Raw genomic sequence first — 20,408 nt, forward strand, 5'->3', positions numbered from 1 at the left:
GGCGGCCCGGTCCACCAGACCGCACATTTAGATGACCCGGGTGCGGGCCGCCGCCAGCGCCGCCGCGGCGGCCCGGTCGGCGGCGGCCTCGTCGAGGGCTTCCCCGGTGTTGAGCCAGGCGTAGTACAAGGGCGCGGAGACGGCGGCGATCAGCCGGCCCGGGTCGGTGCCTGGCGGCAGTTCGCCGCGTGCGATGGCGTCGGTGAGGCAGCCGGACCACTCTTCGATGCGTACGGCGTAGAAGCGGCGCAGCGCCCGCGCGGCCTCCTCGTCGCAGAGCGAGGCGGCGATCAGTGCCTTGAACAGGCGACCCTGGCGGGGGTCGGTGAGGGTCCTGACGACCAGGCGGGCGTTCTCGCGCAGATCCTCCTCCACGCTCCCGGTGCGGGCGCGGGGCAGTGAGCGTTCCGCCATGTCCTTGAGCAGGTCGGCGGCGAGCGCACCTGGCGTGCCCCAGCGGCGGTAGACGGTGGTCTTCCCGACCCCCGCCAGGCGGGCGATCTCACCGAGGTCGAGCCCGTAGAAGCCCTGCTCGGCCAGGGTGTCGCCGGCGGCCAGGAGGACCGCCTCGCGGACGCGGGCGGTTCGCCCGCCGGGACGGGCGGCTCCGGGTGGTGGGGCGGCGGCCATGACCGGCTCCTTCACTTATCGGGACGACAGTTCCTTTAGTGCGTCTCCAGGTGCTACTGTTACCTCACCTTAACGGAACTTTTGACCCGTTTGCAGCGGCATGCCGTCCGGCACGCCCGAGAGGAAGTCCTGTCATGACCATCGCCACACCCCTGCCGGCGTCCGCCCGCCAGGCACCGCCGCGGCGCCTGACCGGCCGCCTGCGCGTCATCCTCGCGGTGCTCCTGGTCGCCCAGTTCATGCTGGCCGTCGACTTCTCGATCCTGAACGTGGCCCTGCCCGCCATCGGCGACGACCTCGGCTTCTCCCTGGCCGGGCTCCAGTGGATCGCCACGGCCTTCGCCCTGTGCGCGGCCGGGTTCACCCTGTTCTTCGGCCGCATCGGCGACCTGATCGGACGCAAGCGCATCTTCCTCGGCAGCCTCGCGCTCCTCGGCGTGGCCTCGCTCGCCGGAGGGCTCGCCCCGACCCCCGAGATCCTCATCGTGGCCCGGGTCGCGCAGGGGCTGGCGACGGCCGCCGCCACCCCGGCCGGGCTCGCCCTGCTCACCACGTCCTTCCCCGAAGGGCCGCTGCGGCAGAAGGCGCTGGGCCTCAACGGCGCCCTCATGTCCGCCGGGTTCACCGCCGGCGCCGTCCTCGGCGGCCTCCTGACCGACCTGCTCTCCTGGCGCTGGGCGTTCTTCATCAACGTGCCCGTCGCCCTCGCCGTCCTCCTCGTCGCCCCCGCCGTCATCGCCGAGTCCCGCCCCGCCGGCCGTCCCCGGCTCGACGTGCCCGGCGCGCTCAGCGTGACCCTCGGGCTGCTCGGCATCGTCTACGGCCTGACCCAGGCCGGCGAGCACGGCTGGACCCACCCTCTCGCCCTGACCGGCCTGCTGGCCGGCGCCGCCCTGCTGGTCGTCTTCCACCGCGTCGAACGCCGCGCCGCCCAGCCCCTCGTGCCGCTGCACGTCCTGCGCAGGCCGACCGTGGCCTGGGGCAACCTGCTCGGCCTGCTCGCCTTCGTCACCGAGACCTCGCTGGTGTACCTGCTCACCCTGTACCTGCAGAAGACCCTCGGCTTCTCCGCCCTCGCCGCCGGGCTCTCCTTCGGCGTCCTCGGCCTCGGCACCGTGGCCGGCGGCCTGCTCGCCCCGAAGGTGATCGCCCGCACCTCCACCGTGTCCGTCCTGGTCGGCGGCGGGCTGCTGCAGACGGGCGCCACCGCCGTCCTGCTCCTCCTGGGCGACACCCCGGCCGCCATGGGACTGCTGCTGCCCGCCACCTTCCTGGGCGGCGTCGGCAACATGCTGGTCATCGTCGGCTTCATGGTCACCGCCACCACGGGCCTGCCCGACCGCCAGCAGGGCCTGGCCACCGGGCTGGCCTCGATGTCCCAGCAGGTCGGCATCACCATGGGCACCCCGATCATGTCCGCGATCGTCACCGCGGCGACGGGCGGCGTGGTGACCGCGGGAGCCGTCCTGCACGGCGTCACCGTCGCCATCGCGGTCAACGCCGCCCTCGTCCTGCTCGGCGTCCTCGTCGCCGCGCTCTTCCTGCGGCCCCGTACCTGACCGCCCGCCGCTTCGCACACCCTCGCCAAGGCTCTCCACTAACAGGAGTTGTGATGAACCCCCTTGCCACCAGGACCAGCACGGCGCTGGCCGCACTGGTGATCGCCGTGAGCACGTCTGCGGCGGCCAGCGCGCCCGCTCAGGCGACGACCACGCCCGCCCAGGCCACCACGCCCGCCCAGGCCACCGCGCCTGCAGAGGCCACCACCGCGCCCGCTCAGTCCAGGACCGTGCCTGCCCGGGCCGCCATTGAGCCTGCCGCACGGACCGCTGTCATGCGCGCTCAGACCGGTCCCGTCCGGCAGCCCGCCGGCTGGCAAGCGGCCTGGATGGCGGCGCCGCAGCGGGCCAGCACCGGTTTCGAGCCCAACTGGTCGGAGGACGGCTTCAGCGGCCAGAGCGTGCGCCAGGTGGTCCGGCTCACCGCCGGCGGCTCATCGCTGCGCATTCGCCTGTCGAACGACTACGGACCCTCTCCCGTTCGCCTGACCGCAGCCACCGTGGCCCACGCCGGGCAGGGGGCCGCAGTGCGTACGGGCTCGATCAGGCCCCTGACCTTCGCCGGCGCCCGGTCGGCGGACCTCCCCGCGCACGGCGCCCTGACCAGCGACCCGGTACGGCTGCCCGTCCAGCCGTTCCAGTCCGTGGCGGTCACGCTCCACTTCTCCGGCACCACCGGCCCGGCGACCTTCCACTCCCAGGCCTACGCCACCAGCTACCGAGCCCAGGGTGACCACGCCGCGGACACCGCCGCCACCGCCTTCACCCAGGCCACCCACTCCTGGTACTACCTGTCCCGCGTGGACGTCACGGGCGGCGGGAACCCGCAAGAAGGCGCCGTGGTGGCCTTCGGCGACTCCATCACCGACGGCTTCGGCTCGGCCAACGACGCCAACGGCCGCTACCCCGACGAGCTGGCCGAGCAACTCGCCGCCCGGGGCGCCTCCCGGCCGGTCCTGAACGCGGGCATCGGCGGCAACCTCGTGCTGAACGACTCCGCCTGGTACGGCGACCGCTCGGCGGCCCGCTTCCGCCGCGACGTGCTCGACCAGCCGGGCGCCGGCACGGTGGTTGTTTTGCAGGGCGTCAACGACCTCGGCTTCAGCGAATCCGACACGCCGACCTACAAGCCCGCACCCGTGGTCTCCGCCGAAGAACTGATCGCCGGATACCGCCGGCTCATCCGCCAGGCCCACGCCAAGGGCGTCAAGGTCGTCGGGGCCACGCTGCTCCCGTTCAAGGGCTCCGACCACTGGGGCACGCACGCGGCCGCCGTGAGCGACGCCGTCAACCAGTGGATCCGCACCTCCGGCGAGTACGACGCGGTGGTGGACCTCGACCGCGCCATGGCCGCCCCCGGCGACGGCGACGTGCTCGACCCCGCCTACGACAGCGGCGACCACCTCCACCCCAACGACGCCGGCTACACCGCCATGGCCCGCCACATCGCCGACACGCTGACGTCCAAGGCGAAGTAGCCTCCGCGACGAGCACCGAGCGTCCGCCCTCCCTCACGAGGCCGGACGCTCGCTCCCACCGCCCTCCCTGACAAGGCCGGAAGCCGGCTTCCACCGCGGCTCTCATCCACAGCCCTCGCCCCCCTCCGACACCACTCATCCACAGAACCGCACTCGGCTACGTTCGCCCCCCTCCCACCACGGCACCGTGTTCCCCAGACCGCGGGCAGCCGGCCCGCCACATGGGAGGCATGGGATGAACGACATCTACATCACGCTCACCGGCAACGTCGCGGCAGAGCCGAGGCAGTACAGCTTCGACGAGGGCGTCAAGGTCACTTCGCTGAGGGTGCTCACCACGCACCGCTACTTCGACAGGAAGACAGGCCAGTGGGTGGACGGGGAGAAGGTCTGCTTCGCGGTCCGCTGCTGGCGCGCGCTGGGGGACAACGTCGCGGCCTCCGTACGAGCGGGCCAGCCCGTGGTGGTGTCGGGCAAGCTACGTATCCGCGAGTTCGGCGCCGAGGGCGATCGCCGCTTCATGCCCGAGATCGAGGCGAGCGCGGTAGGCCACGACCTGCGCTGGGGCACCGGCGCCTTCACCAAGCCGGAGCGGGGCGGGGGTGGGGCGGTGAGCAAGGAGATGCGCGACCGCCTGGACGAGGAGACTCGCGACTGGGCCATGGGCCCCCGCTCCCAGCGATCCCTGTCCCGCTCCGGCTCCCGCGACGAGCCCAACCCCTTCCACACGGCCGACGCCGCCGGAGAGACGGTACGGCCTGTCAACGCCAACGACACCCTTCCTCCCACGCCCGTCCCCGGCGACGGCCCGGCATCCACCCCGGAGCCGTTCGACGAAGCGGCGAGCACGTCCAACCCGGCAGCCGCCCACACCCCAGACCGGGCCGCCGACACGGCCCGCGAGCTGAGGTCCGACACCGACCCGGCTCACACCCTGTGGCCGGACGCTGACTCGACGCGCACCCTGAGGTCGGACGCTGACGCGAGCCGCACCCTGAGGTCGGACACTGACGGGGCTCGCTCGCTGGGCTCGGTCGCGAGCACCCTGCGACCGCTGGCGCCGGAGGAAGGCATCGGTCGGTCGGCCGAAGACACGGCACGAGTGCTGGGATCGGCCGACGGTGCCGTGCGGGCACTCGACCCGGACGACGACACCACCCGTGCGCTCGGCTCGGGCGGCGAAACCACGCGGGCGCTGAGTTCCGAGGACAGCCCCGTACGGAAGCGAGGGCCGAAGAGCGGTGCTGTCCGAGCAGTGGGAGCGGAGGATGACACGGCTCACCTCCTGGACGGCGACACCGGCGGGAAGGGACGGGACGTGGGAGGCCGGAAGGCCGGCAGGGAGGGCAAGCGGCTGACGATGGCGGAGAAGGCAGCGGCTTAGCGACAAGCACGCACAGGGGGCACCGACAACCACTGCGGTGCCCCCGCCACTGCGGTGCCCCCACTACTGCGGTGGCCTCCCGCCACTGCGGTGCCTCCCAGCACTGCGGTCCTCCTGGACACGAGGCGATGGAGAGGGAGGGTGCGCAGGGCGACGGGGGAGAGCGCGAGGCGATGGAGTGAAGGCGCGCAGGGGAGGCAGCAGGGCAGGCACGGGAAAGCCGCGGCGGAAGAGCGCAGGCGATGGAGAGGGAGGGCGCGCAGGGCGACGGAAGGGGTGAGCGCAGCGAAGCAGCACAGAGAGGGCGCAGCGAAGCAGCACAGAGAGGGCGCAGCGAAGCAGCACAGAGAGGGCGCAGCGAAGCAGCACAGAGAGGGCGCAGGGAGCAGCGGCAGGAGAGTGCGGGAGATCAGCGGCGAAAGAGCGCAGGGATGGGGAGGAAGGCAGGGGGAGGGCTTGGGGAACAGCTGGGATGGAGGGGGGAGGGGGGCACCGGCCGGGTCCTGTTGACACCCCGATGGGCGGCCGATGTTGTGTTGCCCGCGTCAGATGGCTAGAGCATCTGTCAGGTCCAGGTCACGCCCCGCACCATGGCTGCTCCTTTCCAGCACTGCTCCTTGTCACGGCCCGCTCATAAAGCGAGCAGGTGTGGTCACTGCCAACGTATCGGTTCCCATCGCACAACGCACACTCCGCAATTATTGTGTTACACATCGTTAGTCGGAGAGGGGACAAGATGGCGGTGACCAGTCACGCATCGATAAAGTCTCGCGACGGTGTGTCAACCCTGGCCGACCGCTGGCCGTTGCTAGGGCAACATCGGCCGCTCGTGATCTACTTGTGCGCGATAGTCGCTCTCGATCTTGTTGCGATCGTGACGTTCTCGGCGTCCACGGTCGTTCAGTGGCGGGACGTGCTCACGTTCGCCGCTCTCATGGGCTGCGGCGCGGTGTGCATCGAGGCGAGCAGGCGGCTGGGCATGCCCGCCGGCGTGTCACGTGACCTGTTGTCGGCTTGGTGGTTGCCGGTGGCGCTGCTCTTGCCTCCGGTTTATGCGCTTTTCGCGCCTATTGTGTTGCAGGTACTGCTTCAGGTGCGGGTGCGGGCGACGGTGCTCTATCGCCGGGTGTTCAGCTCCGCGGCCATCGGCCTGGCCGGGTGTACGGCGTCCATCGTGTTCCACGCCCTCGTGGACGATCCGTGGGTGTTGTCGCAGGGCAGCGGGCCGCCGATCCTCTCCGCGGTGCTGGCCGCCGTGCTGTTCTCCCTGCTCAACATCGCTCTCATCGCCATCGCCGCGCACACGGCCAACCCTGACAGCGCCTGGCGGGAGGTGCTGTGGGACAGGGAGAGCGTGATGCTCGACGTCGTGGAGCTCTGCCTCGGCGTCATTGTCTCCATCGGCTGCGGCCTCAACCTGGGCCTGCTGGTTCTCGCGCTGCCGCCCGTGGTCCTGCTGCAGCGCAGCCTCCTGCACGCGCAGCTCCAGGCCGCGGCCCGTACCGACGCCAAGACCGGGCTGCTCAACGCGGCGGCCTGGCAGCGCGAGGCCGACACCGAGATCGTCCGGGCCCGCCGCACCGGTGACACCCTGGCTCTCCTGATCATCGACATCGACCACTTCAAACGCGTCAACGACGCCCACGGCCACCTCGTCGGGGATCAGGTGCTGGTCGGGGTGGCCTCCATGCTGCGCAGCCAGCTCCGTGACTACGACGTGGTGGGCCGGTTCGGGGGTGAGGAGTTCGTGGTCCTGCTGCCGGGGGCCGACATCGACGAGGCCCGCCGGGTGGCCGAACGCCTGCGCGTCCGCATCGGCCACATGGCCATCCCCGTGGACGACACCCTGGTCAGGGTTACGATCTCGGCCGGGGTGGCGTTGCTGAGCGTCCACGGTGACGACCTGATCGACCTGCTGACGGCGGCCGACCTGGCCCTCTACCGGGCCAAGGAACTGGGCCGGGACCGCGTCTGCATCCCCGCCGTCCAACCCCCACCCCGCCCCCTCCCCAACGACCCCTCGACCCCGTAGGCGCCTCCACGACCCCTTCGTGCGACACCTCTGCCGGGTAGGTGCTTCTCTGTCCTCTTCTCTGTGACCTCTCTGTCTGGTAGGTGCCTCTTCGTATCTTCGGCGCGGCGCTTCTGCCCGGTGCTGTTCGCGTAGGTCGGCCTCGCGCTGTGCGCCAGGGGTCACTCTCGCGCTGTGCGCCAGGGGTCACTCTCGCGCTGGGTGCCATGGGTCGGTCTCACGCCGTGCGCCAGGGGTCACCCTCGCGCTGTGCGCCGTTCGCATCGGTTGGTCGTGCTATCCCGCGGATCCGTGCGCTGTCCGGCCTTGGCGTGGCAAGACACGCGGGGAGCGCTTCTCCGGTGCGCCGGCGAGGTCTCGCGGAGGTGGAAGGACGGCGACTGGGGAGGAGCGGCGGAAGCCTGGGTTGGGAGCCCCTAAGCTAGAGAGCATGCCGGAGTACATCTACACGCTGCAGCGCGTGCGCAAGGCGCACGGCGACAAGGTTGTGCTTGACAACGTGACGCTGTCGTTCCTGCCCGGAGCCAAGATCGGTGTCCTGGGGCCGAACGGCACCGGGAAGTCGACGCTGCTCCGGATGATGGCCGGCCTGGAGCAGCCGTCCAACGGTGATGCCAAGCTCATGCCGGGCTTCACGGTGGGCATGCTCCAGCAGGAGCCGCCGCTCAACGAGGAGAAGACCGTCCTCGGTAACGTCCAGGAGGGCGTCGCCGAGACGATGGCGATGCTCCAGCGCTACAACGACATCGCCGAGCAGATGGCCACCGACTACAGCGACGAGTTGCTGGATGAGATGGGCAAGCTGCAGGAGCAGCTCGAGCACCGCAACGCGTGGGATCTCGACAGCCAGCTCGAGCAGGCCATGGACGCGCTGCGCTGCCCGCCGCCCGACGCCGAGGTGAGCAAGCTGTCCGGTGGTGAGCGACGCCGGGTCGCGCTGTGCAAGCTGCTGCTTGAGGCGCCCGACCTGCTGCTGCTCGACGAGCCCACCAACCACCTCGACGCCGAGAGCGTGCAGTGGCTGGAGTCGCACCTGGAGAAGTACGCGGGCACGGTGCTGGCCGTCACCCACGACCGGTACTTCCTCGACAACGTCGCCACCTGGATCCTCGAGCTCGACCGGGGCCGGTGCTACCCGTACGAGGGCAACTACTCCACCTACCTCGACATGAAGGCGCAGCGGCTCAAGGTCGAGGGACAGAAGGACGCCAAGCGCAAGAAGCGCCTGGAGGAGGAGCTGGAGTGGGTCCGGTCGAACCCCAAGGCTCGCCAGACCAAGAGCAAGGCCCGACTCCAGCGGTACGAGGAGATGGCCGCCGAGGCCGACAAGTTCCGCAAGCTGGACTTCGAGGAGATCCAGATCCCGCCGGGCCCGCGCCTGGGCACCACGGTGATCAAGGCGGACGAGCTCACCAAGGGCTTCGGCGAGCGGCTGCTCATGGAAAACCTGACGTTCGACCTGCCGCGTAACGGCATCGTCGGCGTCATCGGCCCGAACGGTGTCGGCAAGACCACGCTGTTCCGCATGATCACCGGCGGGGAGACCCCCGACACGGGCTCGATCACGATCGGTGACACCGTGAAGATCTCCTACGCCGACCAGAGCCGTGGCGGCATCGACCCGACCAAGAACGTCTGGGAGGTCGTCTCCGACGGGCTCGACCACATCAAGGTCGGCAACGTGGAGATGCCGTCCCGGGCGTACATCGCGGCGTTCGGGTTCAAGGGCCCCGACCAGCAGAAGAAGGCCGGCGTGCTGTCCGGCGGCGAGCGCAACCGGCTCAACCTGGCGCTCACGCTCAAGCAGGGCGGCAACGTGCTGCTGCTGGACGAGCCCACCAACGACCTCGACACCGAGACCCTGTCGTCACTGGAGAACGCGCTGCTCGACTTCCCGGGCTGTGCCGTGATCACCTCGCACGACCGGTGGTTCCTCGACCGCATCGCGACCCACATCCTGGCCTGGGAGGAAGGGTCCAACTGGTTCTGGTTCGAGGGGAACTTCGCGGACTACGAGAAGAACAAGATCGAGCGGCTGGGTGCCGATGCGGCGCGTCCGCACCGGGTGACCTACCGCAAGCTGCACCGCGACTGATCGGCTGAGTAGCCGGCTGACAACCCATGGACCACGCCATCCCCGGCCTGGTCCATGGGTTTCCGCATGTGAGAGCACGGTCGCTGGGCGCACGAGTGTGGCTGCAGGGTCACCGCGCATACGCAGGCTGAGAGCGCGGCCGTCGCTGCGCATAGGCAGACTGAGAGCGCTACCGCCGCTGCGCATCTGCGGGCTGAGAGCGGTGCCGTCGCTGCGTATACGCGGCTGAGAGCGCTGCCGCCACTGAGAATGGGCAGGCTGGGAGCGCGGTGGCTGAAACACATGAGCTGGGGCGCGTAGGCCGGGAGCACGGCGGATGAGAATGCGCCCGCTGGGACCACCGCCGTTGAGAGAACATGCCTGTGGAAGCGTGGCGGCTGAGGGCATGCGGGCTGGGCATGTGCGGCTGGGCGCGGGCCTTGTCCGTACCGGCCCTCTGACGGACCTTTCGCCGGTCGCAGCTGCCCCGTGCTCCGGACGTGACCCGATCGCGTCAGGATCGCACCATGAGGAAGATGATCACGGCGCTGGTGGCCTGCGGTGCCCTGCTGACGGCCGCCGCCCCGGTGCAGGCTGTGGCGGCGAAGGACCCCGTCAGGGCGTTGAAGGCCGTTCTGGCGGCCGGGGGCGGCGTGCACATCACCGAGACGACCACCCTCATGGAGGGCACCGACGAACGGGCGGAACGCCGCCGCGAAGGAGACCTCAGGTTCAACGCCAAGGGCGAGATCGTGGCCCTGGACATCACCACGACCGGAGGCGAGTACGGGCGCGAACGCGTCATCGGCTTCAACCATGACATCGGCGGTACCGCCTACCGCTCCGGCGGTCTCGTCGCGGAGTTACGCAAGCACCGCGGCAAGACGTGGTGGAAGGACTCCCACCAGCTGCACCTCTGGTACACCGTGCTGCTCGGCGACGATCTGCAGCTCGTCAACCCGACGGAACCGGCCACTCTGGCGGCTCTGCTGAAGAACGGGCAGAGAAGCGAGAGCATCGTCAGCGGTCGCATCACCTTCAAGAAGCTCCGCGAAGTCTCCGTCTGGTTCGACGGCTCGGCCCACAGTTCCTGGGGTGACGACACCGAGATCTCCTACACCCTGACGCTGTCGCCGGCGGGGCTGGTCAGCAGGGTCCAGAGCACGTACACGCTCACTGGCGGCCCGGAGGAGGTGGTGGGCAAGACCCTCCACATCGACACGCACTACAGCAAGTGGGGCGGCAAGGTGTCCATCAAGGCTCCGGACCCCCGCGATACGACCAGCGAGCTGTGCAGCGAAGACATCTGCAGAGTCCTCCGCCTTCCGAGTTGACGGCGCGGGAGCGAGCACGCGCGGGTCGGCCACGCGGTGGGGGCGCCGACGCTCGGGTCCGCCGCTGGGGAGCCGGCGCTGGGGAGCCGGCGCTGGGGAGCCGGCGCTGGAGAGTCGGGGCTGGGGAGCCGGCGATCTTGCCCCGCCGCTGGAAGACCCGGTGATCAGGCGCCGCCGCTGGATCCCGGCGAACATCACGTTCTCCGAGATGAACGGAACGCGGCAGCGCCCCTTCGTCGAACCGCACGGCCAGGTACACGATCACGGCCGGGACGACCGTGCCGGCCAGATCAGCTCTCAGCACCCACGGTGGCAGGCGCGGGAGCGGCCCGCCGCCGCCACGGCCCGTTGAACATCACGATCGCCGGAACGAACAGAACGAGACACCCCAGCGCCACGAACAACCACGTCTGCCAGTTCGTGGCCTCCACCACATGCGGGATGACCAGCAGCCCGATCACCGCGATCCCCTTGCTGAGGAACCCGAACAACCCCCAAGCGGTCCCCTGCAGCCGCGGGTCGGCGTCCTCCGCGTCCTCGGAGTAGTTGGCCATCCACGGCGCGTACGCGACCCCGAGCGACCCGCCGAGCAGCGCCCCCACCACCATGAGCGTGCCGGTGGACACGCCTTCCTGCCCGAGGGAGACGGCCAGGTACCCGGTGACGATCACGGCCGACACCGTGCCGCCGAGGCAGAACGGCTTGCGGAGCTGCGTGCGGTCCGACAGCCGCCCGGTCACGATCAGCGTGATCAGGTTCAGGCTCCAGAACGCCGCCATGATCGTGGACGCCTCGGCGCTGCTGACGCCGAGCGCCCCGACCAGCATCGTCTGGCCGAACAGCGACAGCGTGATGTAGAGCACCAGCCACAGGGAGATCCCCACGACGTGCGCCCAGATGTTGCGCCGCATGAACAGCGAGCGCACGCGGGCCGGCTGCGTCAGGTCCACCACGTCGGTGCCGGCCCGTTCGGTGTGCTGGATCCTGGCGCGCAGCTCGGGTGAGAGGTCCGCGATGTTGAACGCGATGACCGCGGAGATGACCAGCGAGAAGCAGCCCATGATGACGAACTGCGAGCGCCACGAGTCGTTGAAGATCGGCAGGGTCCAGCCGGCGACGGCGGCGGCCAGGAAGTTCGCGCCGACGGGGCCCCAGGTCCAGAAGCCGAAGGCCTGGGCCCGGCCCAGGCGCGGGGAGAAGTCGCGGATCAGCGGCGCGGTGCTGGCCATGGCCACGCCGTCCACGAACGCCAGCACGATCCTGGCGATCAGCAGGTCCCTCGGGCTGTGCACGAGGGTCATGGCGAAGCAGCACACGGCCGTCAGCGCCATGAGCGGGATGAGCAGCCGGACGCGGCCGAGCCGGTCGGTGAGCCGGCCGCCGAGGATGGAGGCGATCGCGCCGGCCACGGCCGCCGCGCCTGACACGGCGCCGTACATGGTCAGCGTCATGTCGAGGTCTTTGAGCAGCAGGGGGACGACGGGCGCGATCTGCCCTTCGTAGGAGCCGATGAGGATGGCCAGCACGGCCATCGTGAGGATCTTCATGCGGCGGGCGCCGGTCGGGTACTCGTCGAGCTCACGGACGTAGGACAGCCTCATGGCTAGCCTTTCTGGTCGGGCTGGACCCCCGTACGTTCTAGAAGCAAACTCTAGAATTCCTTTCTGTGATGCTGCTCCTCACAGCGAGGACCCGTCAAGGGTGAGCGGCTAGAATGAAATTCTAGGATTCCGAATGTGTGAGGAGCCCCCGCGTGGACCTGGAACTGGACGGGCTGGAAGTGCACTTCGACCACACGGCCGTGGCCGCGCCCCGGATCAGGGATCTGCTGCCGATCTACCGCGATCTGCTCGGTGGCCGGCATCTGGGCGGTGGCGGCGACAACCGGGTCGCCGGCTACCGGACCCTGCAGCTCACCTACGGCAACGGCAACGGCAACGGCAACGGCAACGGCAACAAGGTCGAGCTGATGGAGCCGCTGGCCGGGTCCACGTTCTTCGACAGCTTCTTCGAGCTCACGAGGGGCCGGGGCGGCGTGCACCACCTGAACTTCCACGTCGGCGACCTGGATGCGGCCGTGGCCAGGCTGACCGAGCGCGGCTTCCGCCTGCACGGGCTCAACCGCTCCGACGTGCGCTGGCAGGAGGTGTTCCTGCACCCCAAGGAGGCACACGGCGTGCTGATCCAGCTCGCCCAGCCGGGGCCGCGCGAGGCGGGGGAGTCGCGCCCGAGCCTGGAGGAGGTGCTGGCGGGGCGGGGCAGGAACGGCAACGGCATCCCGAGCCCTTGAGCCCCGGCAGAACCTAGATCTAGAGTGGGATTCTAGAACTAGGATTGGGGAGGCCGATGAAGCCGGCACCTAAGCCCACACCGGAGACCCAGCCGTTCTGGGACGGCACGGCCGCGGGCGAGCTCAGGATCCAGCGTTGCAAACCGTGCGCGCGGCACTACTTCTACCCGCGGCCGAGCTGTCCCCGCTGCGGCGGTGACGAGGTCGAATGGGTGCGCGCCAGCGGTCGCGCGACCCTGTACTCCTACGTGATCAACCACCGCCCGGCGCCCGGCTTCGAGGACGAGGCCCCGTACGCCATCGCGGTCGTCGAGCTGGAGGAAGGCGTGCGCATGATGACGAACCTCGTCGGCGTGCCGAACACCCCCGAGCACCTGGAGCTCGATATGGAGCTCCAGGTGGTGTTCGAGCGGCGCGGGGACGTCAGCGTGCCGCTGTTCGAGCCGGCAGGAGGCGCCCGATGAGCATCGTGATCGCCGGCGCCGCCGAGACCGACGAGGTGGGCCGCCTGCCCGGCCACTCCACGATGCAGCTGCATCTGGAGGCCGCCAGGAACGCCCTCGCCGACGCGGACATGACCATCCACGACATCGACGGCGTCGCCACGGTCGGCACCCCCGGCCCGATCCAGATCGCCCACGCCCTCGGCATCACGCCCGCCTGGCTGGACGGCACGGGGGTGGGCGGCTCGTCGTTCCTGTTCCACGTCCGCCACGCGGCCGCCGCGATCAAGGCCGGGCTCTGCCGTACCGTGCTGATCACGCACGGCGAGTCGGGGCGGTCGCGGGTGGGGGCCGGACGGTTCGGGCTGGGGGCCGACTCGCTGCTGGGGCAGTTCGAGCTGCCGTACGGGGTGATCGGGCCGCCCACCTCGTTCACCATCACGGCGCTGCGGTACATGAAGGAGACCGGGCTCACGCACGAGCAGCTCGCCGAGGTCGCGGTGGCGCAGCGGCGGTGGGCGCACCTCAACCCGCGGGCCATGTACCGCGACCTGATCACGGTCGAGGACGTGCTCGACTCGCGGATGGTCGCCTACCCGTTCCACCTGCTGGAGTGCTGCCTGGTGACCGACGGCGGCGGCGCGCTGATCGTCACCTCGGCGGAGCGTGCCCGCCGCTCCCCGGTCCACCTGCTGGGCTCGGGGGAGGCCGCCGAGTCGCCGATCATCTCGCAGATGGAGGACTTCACCACCTCCAAGGGCTTCCGCCTGTCGGGCGAGGCCGCGTTCGCCGAGGCCAAGATCACGCACGAGGACGTCGACCACCTCATGGTGTACGACGCCTTCGCCCACGTGCCCATCTACGGCCTGGAGGACCTGGGCTTCGTCGGCCGGGGCGAGGCCGGCGCGTTCATCGCGGAAGGGCACACCTCGCCCGGCGGGCGGCTGCCGCTGAACACCAACGGCGGCGGCCTGTCGTACACGCACACCGGCATGTACGGCATGTTCGCCATCCAGGAGTCGGTGCGCCAGCTCCGCGGCGAGGCGGCGGCCCAGGTGCCGGACGTGGAGGTCAGCGTGGTGCTGGGCAACGGCGGGATGTTCGCCTCGGCCGCCACCCTGGTGCTCGCCAACCGCCTGCCCTGACGTGGAACGGGATGGAACGCCTTCCGGGTGAGGAGGGAGGCGCCATGCCGAAGTTCATGGACGTGCACAGCGGGTTCGTGGGCGTCACGGAGGAGCAGCTCCGTGCCGCCCACGAGCGTGACCTCGCGATCGAGGAGGCGGAGGGGGTGCACTTCGAGCGCGCCTGGCTCGACCCGGACTCGGGGAAGGTGTTCTGCCTGTCGTCGGGGCCGTCGAAGGGCCGTCCGTCCCGGTTCAGCGCCAGGTGATCAGCGCGTCGAGGGCCTCGACCCTGGAGCCGCTGACCAGCAGCGGGTTGATCTCCAGCGACTCCAGCCCGTCGCCCAGCGACTCGGCGAACGCCGCCACCCGCGCCACCACGCCCGCCACCGCGTCCAGGTCCGCGGGCTCGGTGCCCCTGACCCCGTCCAGCAGCGCGGCGCCGCGCAGCTCCGTGAGCGCCGTACGCACCTCGCCGGCGTCCACCGGCAGCACCCGCAGCGCCGTGTCACGCAGCACCTCCACCCAGACCCCGCCCAGCCCCACGGCCAGCGTGAGGCCCCAGGCCGGATCCCGTACGACGCCGACCAGCAGCTCGATCCCGCCACGGCGCTGCGGCTGGACGAGCACGCCGTCCAGCGACGGCACCGCGGCGACGATCTCCCGGTACGCCTGCCGCACCTCCTCCGCCCCGCCGAGCCCGAGCCGGACCCCGCCGACGTCGCTCTTGTGCCCGAGCCCCTCGGCGGCGGCCTTGAGCACCACGGGCGAGCCGAACCGCTCGGCCGCCGCCACCGCCGCCGATTCGTCGCGGGCCAGCTCCGACGGCACCACCGGCAGCCCGGCGGCGGCCAGCAGTGCGGCGGCCCGATGCTCGGCCCACACCCCGCTCGCCCCCTCGGGCGGCGCCACGGCGCGGGGGAGCGGAGCGGCGGGCCTGGACAGGACGCGCTCGCGCTGCTCCGACCAGCGCACGGCCGCCCCGATGGCCTGCAGCCCGTGCTCGATCCCGCCCGCCACGTAAGGGAACCCGGTCTCCGCCTGCACCCGCCGCCCGAACTCGGTCACGTCCGTCAGCACGTTGCTCACCACCACGACCGGCACCGGCGAGGCGGCGATCCTCCCCGCGCTGGCCGCGTACGTGGCCAGCACCGGAGCCGGGTCGGGCGGCGCCACCTTGGGCGGCTCCGACAGCAGCATGATCAGGTCGATCCCCGGGTCCGCGGTCACCGCCTCCAGCGCCCGGCCGAGCAGGGTCCGGTCGATGAGCACGTACCCGGTGACGTCGAGCGGGTTCTGCACGGTGCCGAAGGACGGGACGATCTCCGCCAGCCGCGCCACCGTCTCCGGCGCGAACGGCGGCAATTCCAGCCCCTCGTCCTCGGCCCGGTCAGCGATGATCTCCGAGGCGCCGCCCGACGGGGTGACGACCCCGACCCGCCGCCCCGGCAGCGGCCCCGAGGACGCCAGCAGCCCGGCCGTGATGATGAGGTCCTCCAGCGACCGCACCCTGATCACGCCGAGCTGCCGCAACGCCGCGTCGATGACGTCGTCGTCGCCCACCAGCGCGCCCGTGTGCGCCTGCGCGGTGTGCGAGGCCAGCTTGCTGCGCCCGATCTTGAGCGCCACGATCGGCTTGCCGGCCTCCAGGGCCCGCCGCGCCACGCGGGAGAACTCGGCCGGGTTCCTGATCGTCTCCAGGAACAGCGCGATCACCCTGGTCGCCGGATCGTCCACCAGGTAGTCGATCACGTCCGTGACGGTCACGACCGACTCGTTGCCCATGGACGTCAGGAGGCTGACCCCCACGTTGCGGGCCTGCGCGAACCCGAGCACGGAGCTGGCCAGCGCCCCGCTCTGCAACACCACGCCGACAGCGCCGCGCAGCAGCGGCTGGGGGATGGGCAGCCCGTACGGTGTCACGCCGGCGGCCGCGTTGATGTAGCCGTTGCCGTTCGGCCCGAGGATCGTCAGCCCGTTCTCGGCGGCGAAGGCCGCGATCTCCGCCTCCAGCCGCGCCCCCTCCTCCCCGGCCTCCCCGAACCCGGCGGTCAGGATCACGTAACACCGGATCCCCAGCTTGGCGCCCTCCCGCAGCACGCCGAGCACGGCCGCGGTCGGCACCATCACGTACGCCAGGTCCACCCGCTCGGGTACCTCCGCCAGGCTCCGGTACGCGGCCTGGCCGTGCACCACGCCGCCCCGCGGATTGACCAGGTGGACGGGCCCGGGGAAGCCGTGCGCACGCAGGTTGGCCAGCGTGCTGATCGACCACCCCGACTTGTCCGTGGCGCCCACCAGGGCGATCGAGCGCGGATTGAACAGCTCCCCAACCGACATGTACGTCATTCCCCGATGAGTCCGAGCCGGGCGTGGCCCTTGATGAGGTTGCGGGCGATCGTACGGCGCTGGATCTCGTCGGTGCCCTCGAAGATGCGCAGCAGGCGCAGCTCCCGGTACCAGCGCTCGATCGGCAGCTCCTTGGTATAGCCCATGCCCCCGTGGATCTGCAGCACCCGGTCCACGACCTGGTTGGCCATGACGGCGCCGTTCAGCTTGGCGATCGAGGAGGCGTGCCGGGCGTCCAGGCCCTGGCCCACCCGCCAGGCCGCGTACAGCGTCAGCCACTTGGCCGCCTCGATCTCCACCTGGGAGTCGGCGATCATCCACTGGATGGCCTGGTAATTGGAGATGGTCTGGCCCATGGACTTGCGGATCTTGGCGTAGTCGACGGCCATCTGCAACATGCGCTCCGCCGAGCCGATGGCGCGCGCCGGGATCATGTAGCGGCCCTGGCCGATCCACTGCATGGCCAGCTCGAAGCCCTTGCCGAGCTCGCCGAGGATGTTCTCCTCCGGCACCCGTACGTCCTCGAACACGAGCGAGGCCGGGCCCCACTGGCCCATGGTGGGGATGGGCTCGGACTTCCAGCCCATGTCGCGGTCCACCAGGAAGCAGGTGACGCCGTGCTCCCCGGCCAGGGCGAAGACCATGACGAAGTCCGCCTCGTTCCCGCCGGTGATGAACGTCTTCTCGCCGCTGATCACCCACTCGGAGCCGTCGCGGACGGCCCTGGTGCGGATGTTGCGGGCGTCGGAGCCGGCGCCGGGCTCGGTGATCGCGAAGCAGGAACGGCGCTCGCCCTCGATGGTGGGGATCAGGTAGCGCTGCTTCTGCTCCTCGGTGCCGGCGTAGAGGATGTTGTCGGCGCTGCCGCCGAACGAGAACGGCACGAACGTCCGGCCGATCTCCATGGCGATGATCGCGGACATGATCGGGCCGAGGGCGGCTCCGCCGTACTCCTCGGGGGTGTTGATCCCCCAGAAGCCGGACTTCCTGGCCTTGGCGCGCAGATCGCGCAGCACGTCGGGGTCCAGGCCCGGGCGGCCCTCGCGCTCGTTGCGCAGGACCTCGGGCTCCAGCGGCATGACCTCCTTCTCGATGAAGGCGCGGACGGTGTCGCGGATCTGGCGTTCCTCGGGAGTGAGCGAGAAGTCCACAGCCGCCTCCTGGTGCTATTTCTAGAATCGTTCTCTAGGAAGACATTCCAACTGTTACGGCTCTGTGTCAAGAATCTGATTCTAGAATTCCGGCGGCTAGGATGGTTGCCATGGCACGCAAGTCCTCGTGGGAGTGGAGCCGTACGGCGCAGACCCGCCAGAGCATGCTGCAGGCGGCGCGCGAGGTCTTCGGCGAGCACGGCTTCGCCGAGGCCAACGTCTCGGAGGTCGTCGCCCGCGCCGGCTCCAGCGTCGGCAGCCTCTACCACCACTTCGGCGGCAAGACCGAGCTCTTCCTCGCCCTGTACGAGGACCACCAGGCCGCCCACGAGCAGGCTTCGGCCTCCAGCGTGGCCAAGGCCAGGAAGGACGGGGTCTCCGACCCGGTGGAGCTGCTGATCGCGGGGGCCAGGGCGTACCTCGCGGGGGCGTGGGAGCGGCGCGACCTGGTCCGCCTCTTCATCGACGGCGACGGCCCGCCGGGCTTCGAGCTCATCCGCCGCACGCGGGGGCGCGAGTGGGTCCGCCAGAACGCGGTGCTCCTGGGTGCCGGTGGTGACCCCCTTGATCGGTTCACGGTGGCCGTCCTGACGAGCATCATCGGCGAGGCGGCCCGGGAGGTCGCCACCTCCGACACCGAGGAGGAGGCCCGGGAGGTCATCGAGGCCGCCATGACCCTGATCCACCGCCTCGACCCCCTCCGGGCCCTCGACGAGACCTGAGCCCAGTGGGCCCGGCGGGCCGATGATGACCCGCCGGGCCGGAGTATCAGGCGATGGTCGCGCGCCCCCGGTCGATCACCACGGTCCCGTCGTCCTTGGCGGTCCTGAACAGCACCTCGGTCCCGTCCACCCAGATCGACACCGTGAGCGACTCCCCGGGGAAGACCGGGCTGGAGAACCGCCCCGACATGGCCTTGAACCGCCCGGGGTCGGACCCCGCGACGGCATGCAGCAGCGCCCGCCCCGTCACGCCGTACGTGCACAACCCGTGCAGGATGGGCCGGTCGAAGCCCGCCCTGGCCGCGAACGACGGGTCGCTGTGCAGCGGGTTGTAGTCGCCGGACAGCCGGTAGATCAGCGCCTGCTCGGGCAGGGTCGAGTACGTGACCTTGTGGTCGGGCGCCCGGTCGGGCGGTGTCCAGGTGTCGCGCGGCCCCCGGTCCCCGCCGAAGCCGCCTTCGCCCCGGATGAACACCGAGCTGCGCGAGGCGATGACGAGCTCCCCGTCGGCCAGGTCCACGGCGCGTGACTCGGAGGTGATCAGCGCGCCCGAGCCCTTGTCGTAGATCCCCGTCACGCGGGACGTGGTCCGCACGCCACCGGCCGCCGGCAGCTCGCGGTGCAGCTCGAAGCCCTGTTCGGCGTGGACGAGCATGGCCGGGTCGTAGTCGCCGAGCCGCCGCCCAGGCGCCTGGGCGGCCAGGACGGCGAACGTGGGCAGCACGCGCTGCTCCTTCTCGGTGGTGAACTCCAGCTCCGAGGTGCCCGCGCCGACGCCGAGCGCGTACAGCATGGTGTCCTTCGCGGTCCACGTGCGCTCGTACGCGGGCCCTTCGACGCCGATCAGCGAGTGGTCGAGTGCCATGGCGGGTCAGTCCTCCCGTCCGGGGATGCGGCCGTTGGTCAGCGCGTTCGGCGCGGCCTTCTCGACCAGGGCGGGGATGACGGAGCCCAGCTCGGCCGGGTCCCACCGGCTGCCCTTGTCGGCCTCCGGCCCCGCGTGCCAGCCCTCGGCCACGCTGATCTTGCCGGCCCGCACGTTGAACACGCGCCCGGTGATCCCGCGCGCCTCCGCGCTGGAGAGCCAGACGACCAGCGGCGCGATGTCGTCGGGGTCGGCGCCGGTGGCGCCGGCGGGCATGAGGTTCTCGGTCATGCGGGTGAGCGCGGCGGGGGCGATGGCGTTCACGGTGATGCCGTACCGCTCCAGCTCCCTGGCCGCGATGATCGTCAGGCCCGCGATGCCGGCCTTGGCGGCGCCGTAGTTGCCCTGCCCCGGGTTGCCGTAGATGCCGGAGGAAGAGGTGGTGTTGATGATCCGGGCGTCCACCCGCTCGCCCGCCTTGGCCTTGGAGCGCCAGTAGGCGGCGGCGTGGCGCAGCGGGGCGAACGTGCCGCGCAGGTGCACCCTGATGACGGCGTCCCACTCGTCGGCGGTCATGTTGACGAGCATCCGGTCACGCAGGATGCCGGCGTTGTTGACCAGCACGTCGAGGGTTCCGAAGTGGTCGATGGCGGCGCGGACGAGCCGCTCGGCGCCGTCGAAGTCGGAGACGTCCTCGCCGTTGACGACGGCCTGCCCGCCCATGGCCTCGATCTCCGCCACCACCTCGGCGGCCGCGCCGGACGAGCCGGTGCCGTCCACCTCCGCGCCCAGGTCGTTGACCACCACCTTCGCTCCCTGCCTGGCGAACTCCAGCGCGTGTCCCCGTCCGATGCCCCTGGCCGCACCGGTGACGATCACCACGCGGCCTTCGACGATCCCGCTCATCCGACACCTCGATCCTTGACCGGCTGACGATTTGAATTGGATTCTAGTATTAAAATCTAGAAAGGAC

Annotated in this window: 17 protein-coding genes; 11 read left to right on the forward strand and 6 right to left on the reverse strand. The window is 70.6% G+C overall.

Features of this window, described 5'->3' with window-relative positions; all coding sequences use genetic code 11:
- Positions 1–27 precede the first annotated feature (27 nt).
- A complete protein-coding gene (locus HD593_RS11310; protein WP_185102123.1) occupies positions 28–630 on the reverse strand; it encodes a TetR/AcrR family transcriptional regulator in 603 nt (200 codons plus the stop codon).
- Positions 631–764: 134 nt separating this feature from the next.
- Here HD593_RS11310 and HD593_RS11315 point away from each other — a divergent pair, with 134 nt between their 5' ends.
- The 6 genes from HD593_RS11315 to HD593_RS11340 all read left to right on the forward strand — a co-directional run bounded on the left by HD593_RS11315 (position 765) and on the right by HD593_RS11340 (position 10,491).
- Positions 765–2,189, forward strand: coding sequence for an MFS transporter (locus tag HD593_RS11315; RefSeq protein ID WP_185102124.1), 1,425 nt, complete (start codon positions 765–767; stop codon positions 2,187–2,189).
- Between the two features lie 53 nt (positions 2,190–2,242).
- Positions 2,243–3,667: an SGNH/GDSL hydrolase family protein gene (locus tag HD593_RS11320; RefSeq protein WP_185102125.1), complete on the forward strand. Its 1,425-nt coding sequence runs from the start codon at positions 2,243–2,245 to the stop codon at positions 3,665–3,667.
- Positions 3,668–3,902: 235 nt separating this feature from the next.
- Positions 3,903–5,051, forward strand: a complete 1,149-nt coding sequence (locus HD593_RS11325) for a single-stranded DNA-binding protein (protein ID WP_185102126.1) — start codon at positions 3,903–3,905, stop codon at positions 5,049–5,051.
- Between the two features lie 874 nt (positions 5,052–5,925).
- On the forward strand, positions 5,926–7,083 hold the full coding sequence (locus HD593_RS11330; RefSeq protein ID WP_312903431.1) for a GGDEF domain-containing protein: 1,158 nt from the start codon (positions 5,926–5,928) through the stop codon (positions 7,081–7,083).
- A 430-nt stretch (positions 7,084–7,513) separates the two neighbouring features.
- A complete protein-coding gene (ettA, locus tag HD593_RS11335) occupies positions 7,514–9,178 on the forward strand; it encodes an energy-dependent translational throttle protein EttA (RefSeq protein WP_185102128.1) in 1,665 nt (554 codons plus the stop codon).
- A gap of 506 nt (positions 9,179–9,684) precedes the next feature.
- Positions 9,685–10,491: a hypothetical protein gene (locus tag HD593_RS11340; protein ID WP_185102129.1), complete on the forward strand. Its 807-nt coding sequence runs from the start codon at positions 9,685–9,687 to the stop codon at positions 10,489–10,491.
- A gap of 290 nt (positions 10,492–10,781) precedes the next feature.
- On the opposite strand, the gene HD593_RS11345 is transcribed toward HD593_RS11340, so the two are convergent.
- Positions 10,782–12,092, reverse strand: coding sequence for an MFS transporter (locus tag HD593_RS11345; protein ID WP_185102130.1), 1,311 nt, complete (start codon positions 12,090–12,092; stop codon positions 10,782–10,784).
- 152 nt (positions 12,093–12,244) lie between these two features.
- Between HD593_RS11345 and HD593_RS11350 the strand changes: the two genes are divergently transcribed.
- Genes HD593_RS11350 through HD593_RS11365 form a run of 4 tightly spaced genes read left to right on the forward strand, consistent with a single transcriptional unit; the run spans position 12,245 to position 14,617 of the window.
- Entirely contained in the window at positions 12,245–12,781 is a 537-nt protein-coding gene (locus tag HD593_RS11350; protein WP_185102131.1) for a VOC family protein, read from the forward strand.
- Between the two features lie 56 nt (positions 12,782–12,837).
- Entirely contained in the window at positions 12,838–13,245 is a 408-nt protein-coding gene (locus HD593_RS11355) for a Zn-ribbon domain-containing OB-fold protein (RefSeq protein WP_185102132.1), read from the forward strand.
- The gene (locus tag HD593_RS11360; RefSeq protein WP_185102133.1) at positions 13,242–14,369 is read left to right on the forward strand and encodes a thiolase C-terminal domain-containing protein; all 1,128 of its coding nucleotides are present in this window, start codon (positions 13,242–13,244) and stop codon (positions 14,367–14,369) included. The genes HD593_RS11355 and HD593_RS11360 overlap by 4 nt, the downstream gene beginning before the upstream one ends.
- A 44-nt stretch (positions 14,370–14,413) precedes the next feature.
- Positions 14,414–14,617 (forward strand): nickel-binding protein, encoded by a 204-nt coding sequence (locus HD593_RS11365; protein ID WP_185102134.1) that lies wholly within the window; start codon positions 14,414–14,416, stop codon positions 14,615–14,617.
- Here HD593_RS11365 and HD593_RS11370 read toward each other — a convergent pair.
- Positions 14,604–16,688, reverse strand: a complete 2,085-nt coding sequence (locus tag HD593_RS11370) for an acetate--CoA ligase family protein (protein WP_185102135.1) — start codon at positions 16,686–16,688, stop codon at positions 14,604–14,606. The genes HD593_RS11365 and HD593_RS11370 overlap by 14 nt on opposite strands.
- Before the next feature lie 5 nt (positions 16,689–16,693).
- Positions 16,694–17,848 carry an acyl-CoA dehydrogenase family protein gene (locus tag HD593_RS11375; RefSeq protein WP_185102136.1) on the reverse strand — a complete coding sequence of 385 codons (1,155 nt, stop codon included), beginning with the start codon at positions 17,846–17,848 and terminating at the stop codon, positions 16,694–16,696.
- 110 nt (positions 17,849–17,958) lie between these two features.
- Between HD593_RS11375 and HD593_RS11380 the strand changes: the two genes are divergently transcribed.
- Positions 17,959–18,570, forward strand: coding sequence for a TetR/AcrR family transcriptional regulator (locus HD593_RS11380; protein ID WP_185102137.1), 612 nt, complete (start codon positions 17,959–17,961; stop codon positions 18,568–18,570).
- Between the two features lie 46 nt (positions 18,571–18,616).
- Here the strand turns inward: HD593_RS11380 and HD593_RS11385 are convergent, their stop codons facing one another.
- Both HD593_RS11385 and HD593_RS11390 read right to left on the reverse strand, forming a co-directional pair.
- Positions 18,617–19,435 carry a MaoC family dehydratase gene (locus HD593_RS11385; RefSeq protein ID WP_185102138.1) on the reverse strand — a complete coding sequence of 273 codons (819 nt, stop codon included), beginning with the start codon at positions 19,433–19,435 and terminating at the stop codon, positions 18,617–18,619.
- 6 nt (positions 19,436–19,441) lie between these two features.
- Positions 19,442–20,341 (reverse strand): SDR family oxidoreductase, encoded by a 900-nt coding sequence (locus HD593_RS11390; protein ID WP_185102139.1) that lies wholly within the window; start codon positions 20,339–20,341, stop codon positions 19,442–19,444.
- Between the last annotated feature and the right edge of the window lie 67 nt (positions 20,342–20,408).

Origin of the sequence: Nonomuraea rubra (assembly GCF_014207985.1) — a bacterium.
GTDB classification, from domain to species: Bacteria; Actinomycetota; Actinomycetes; order Streptosporangiales; family Streptosporangiaceae; genus Nonomuraea; species Nonomuraea rubra.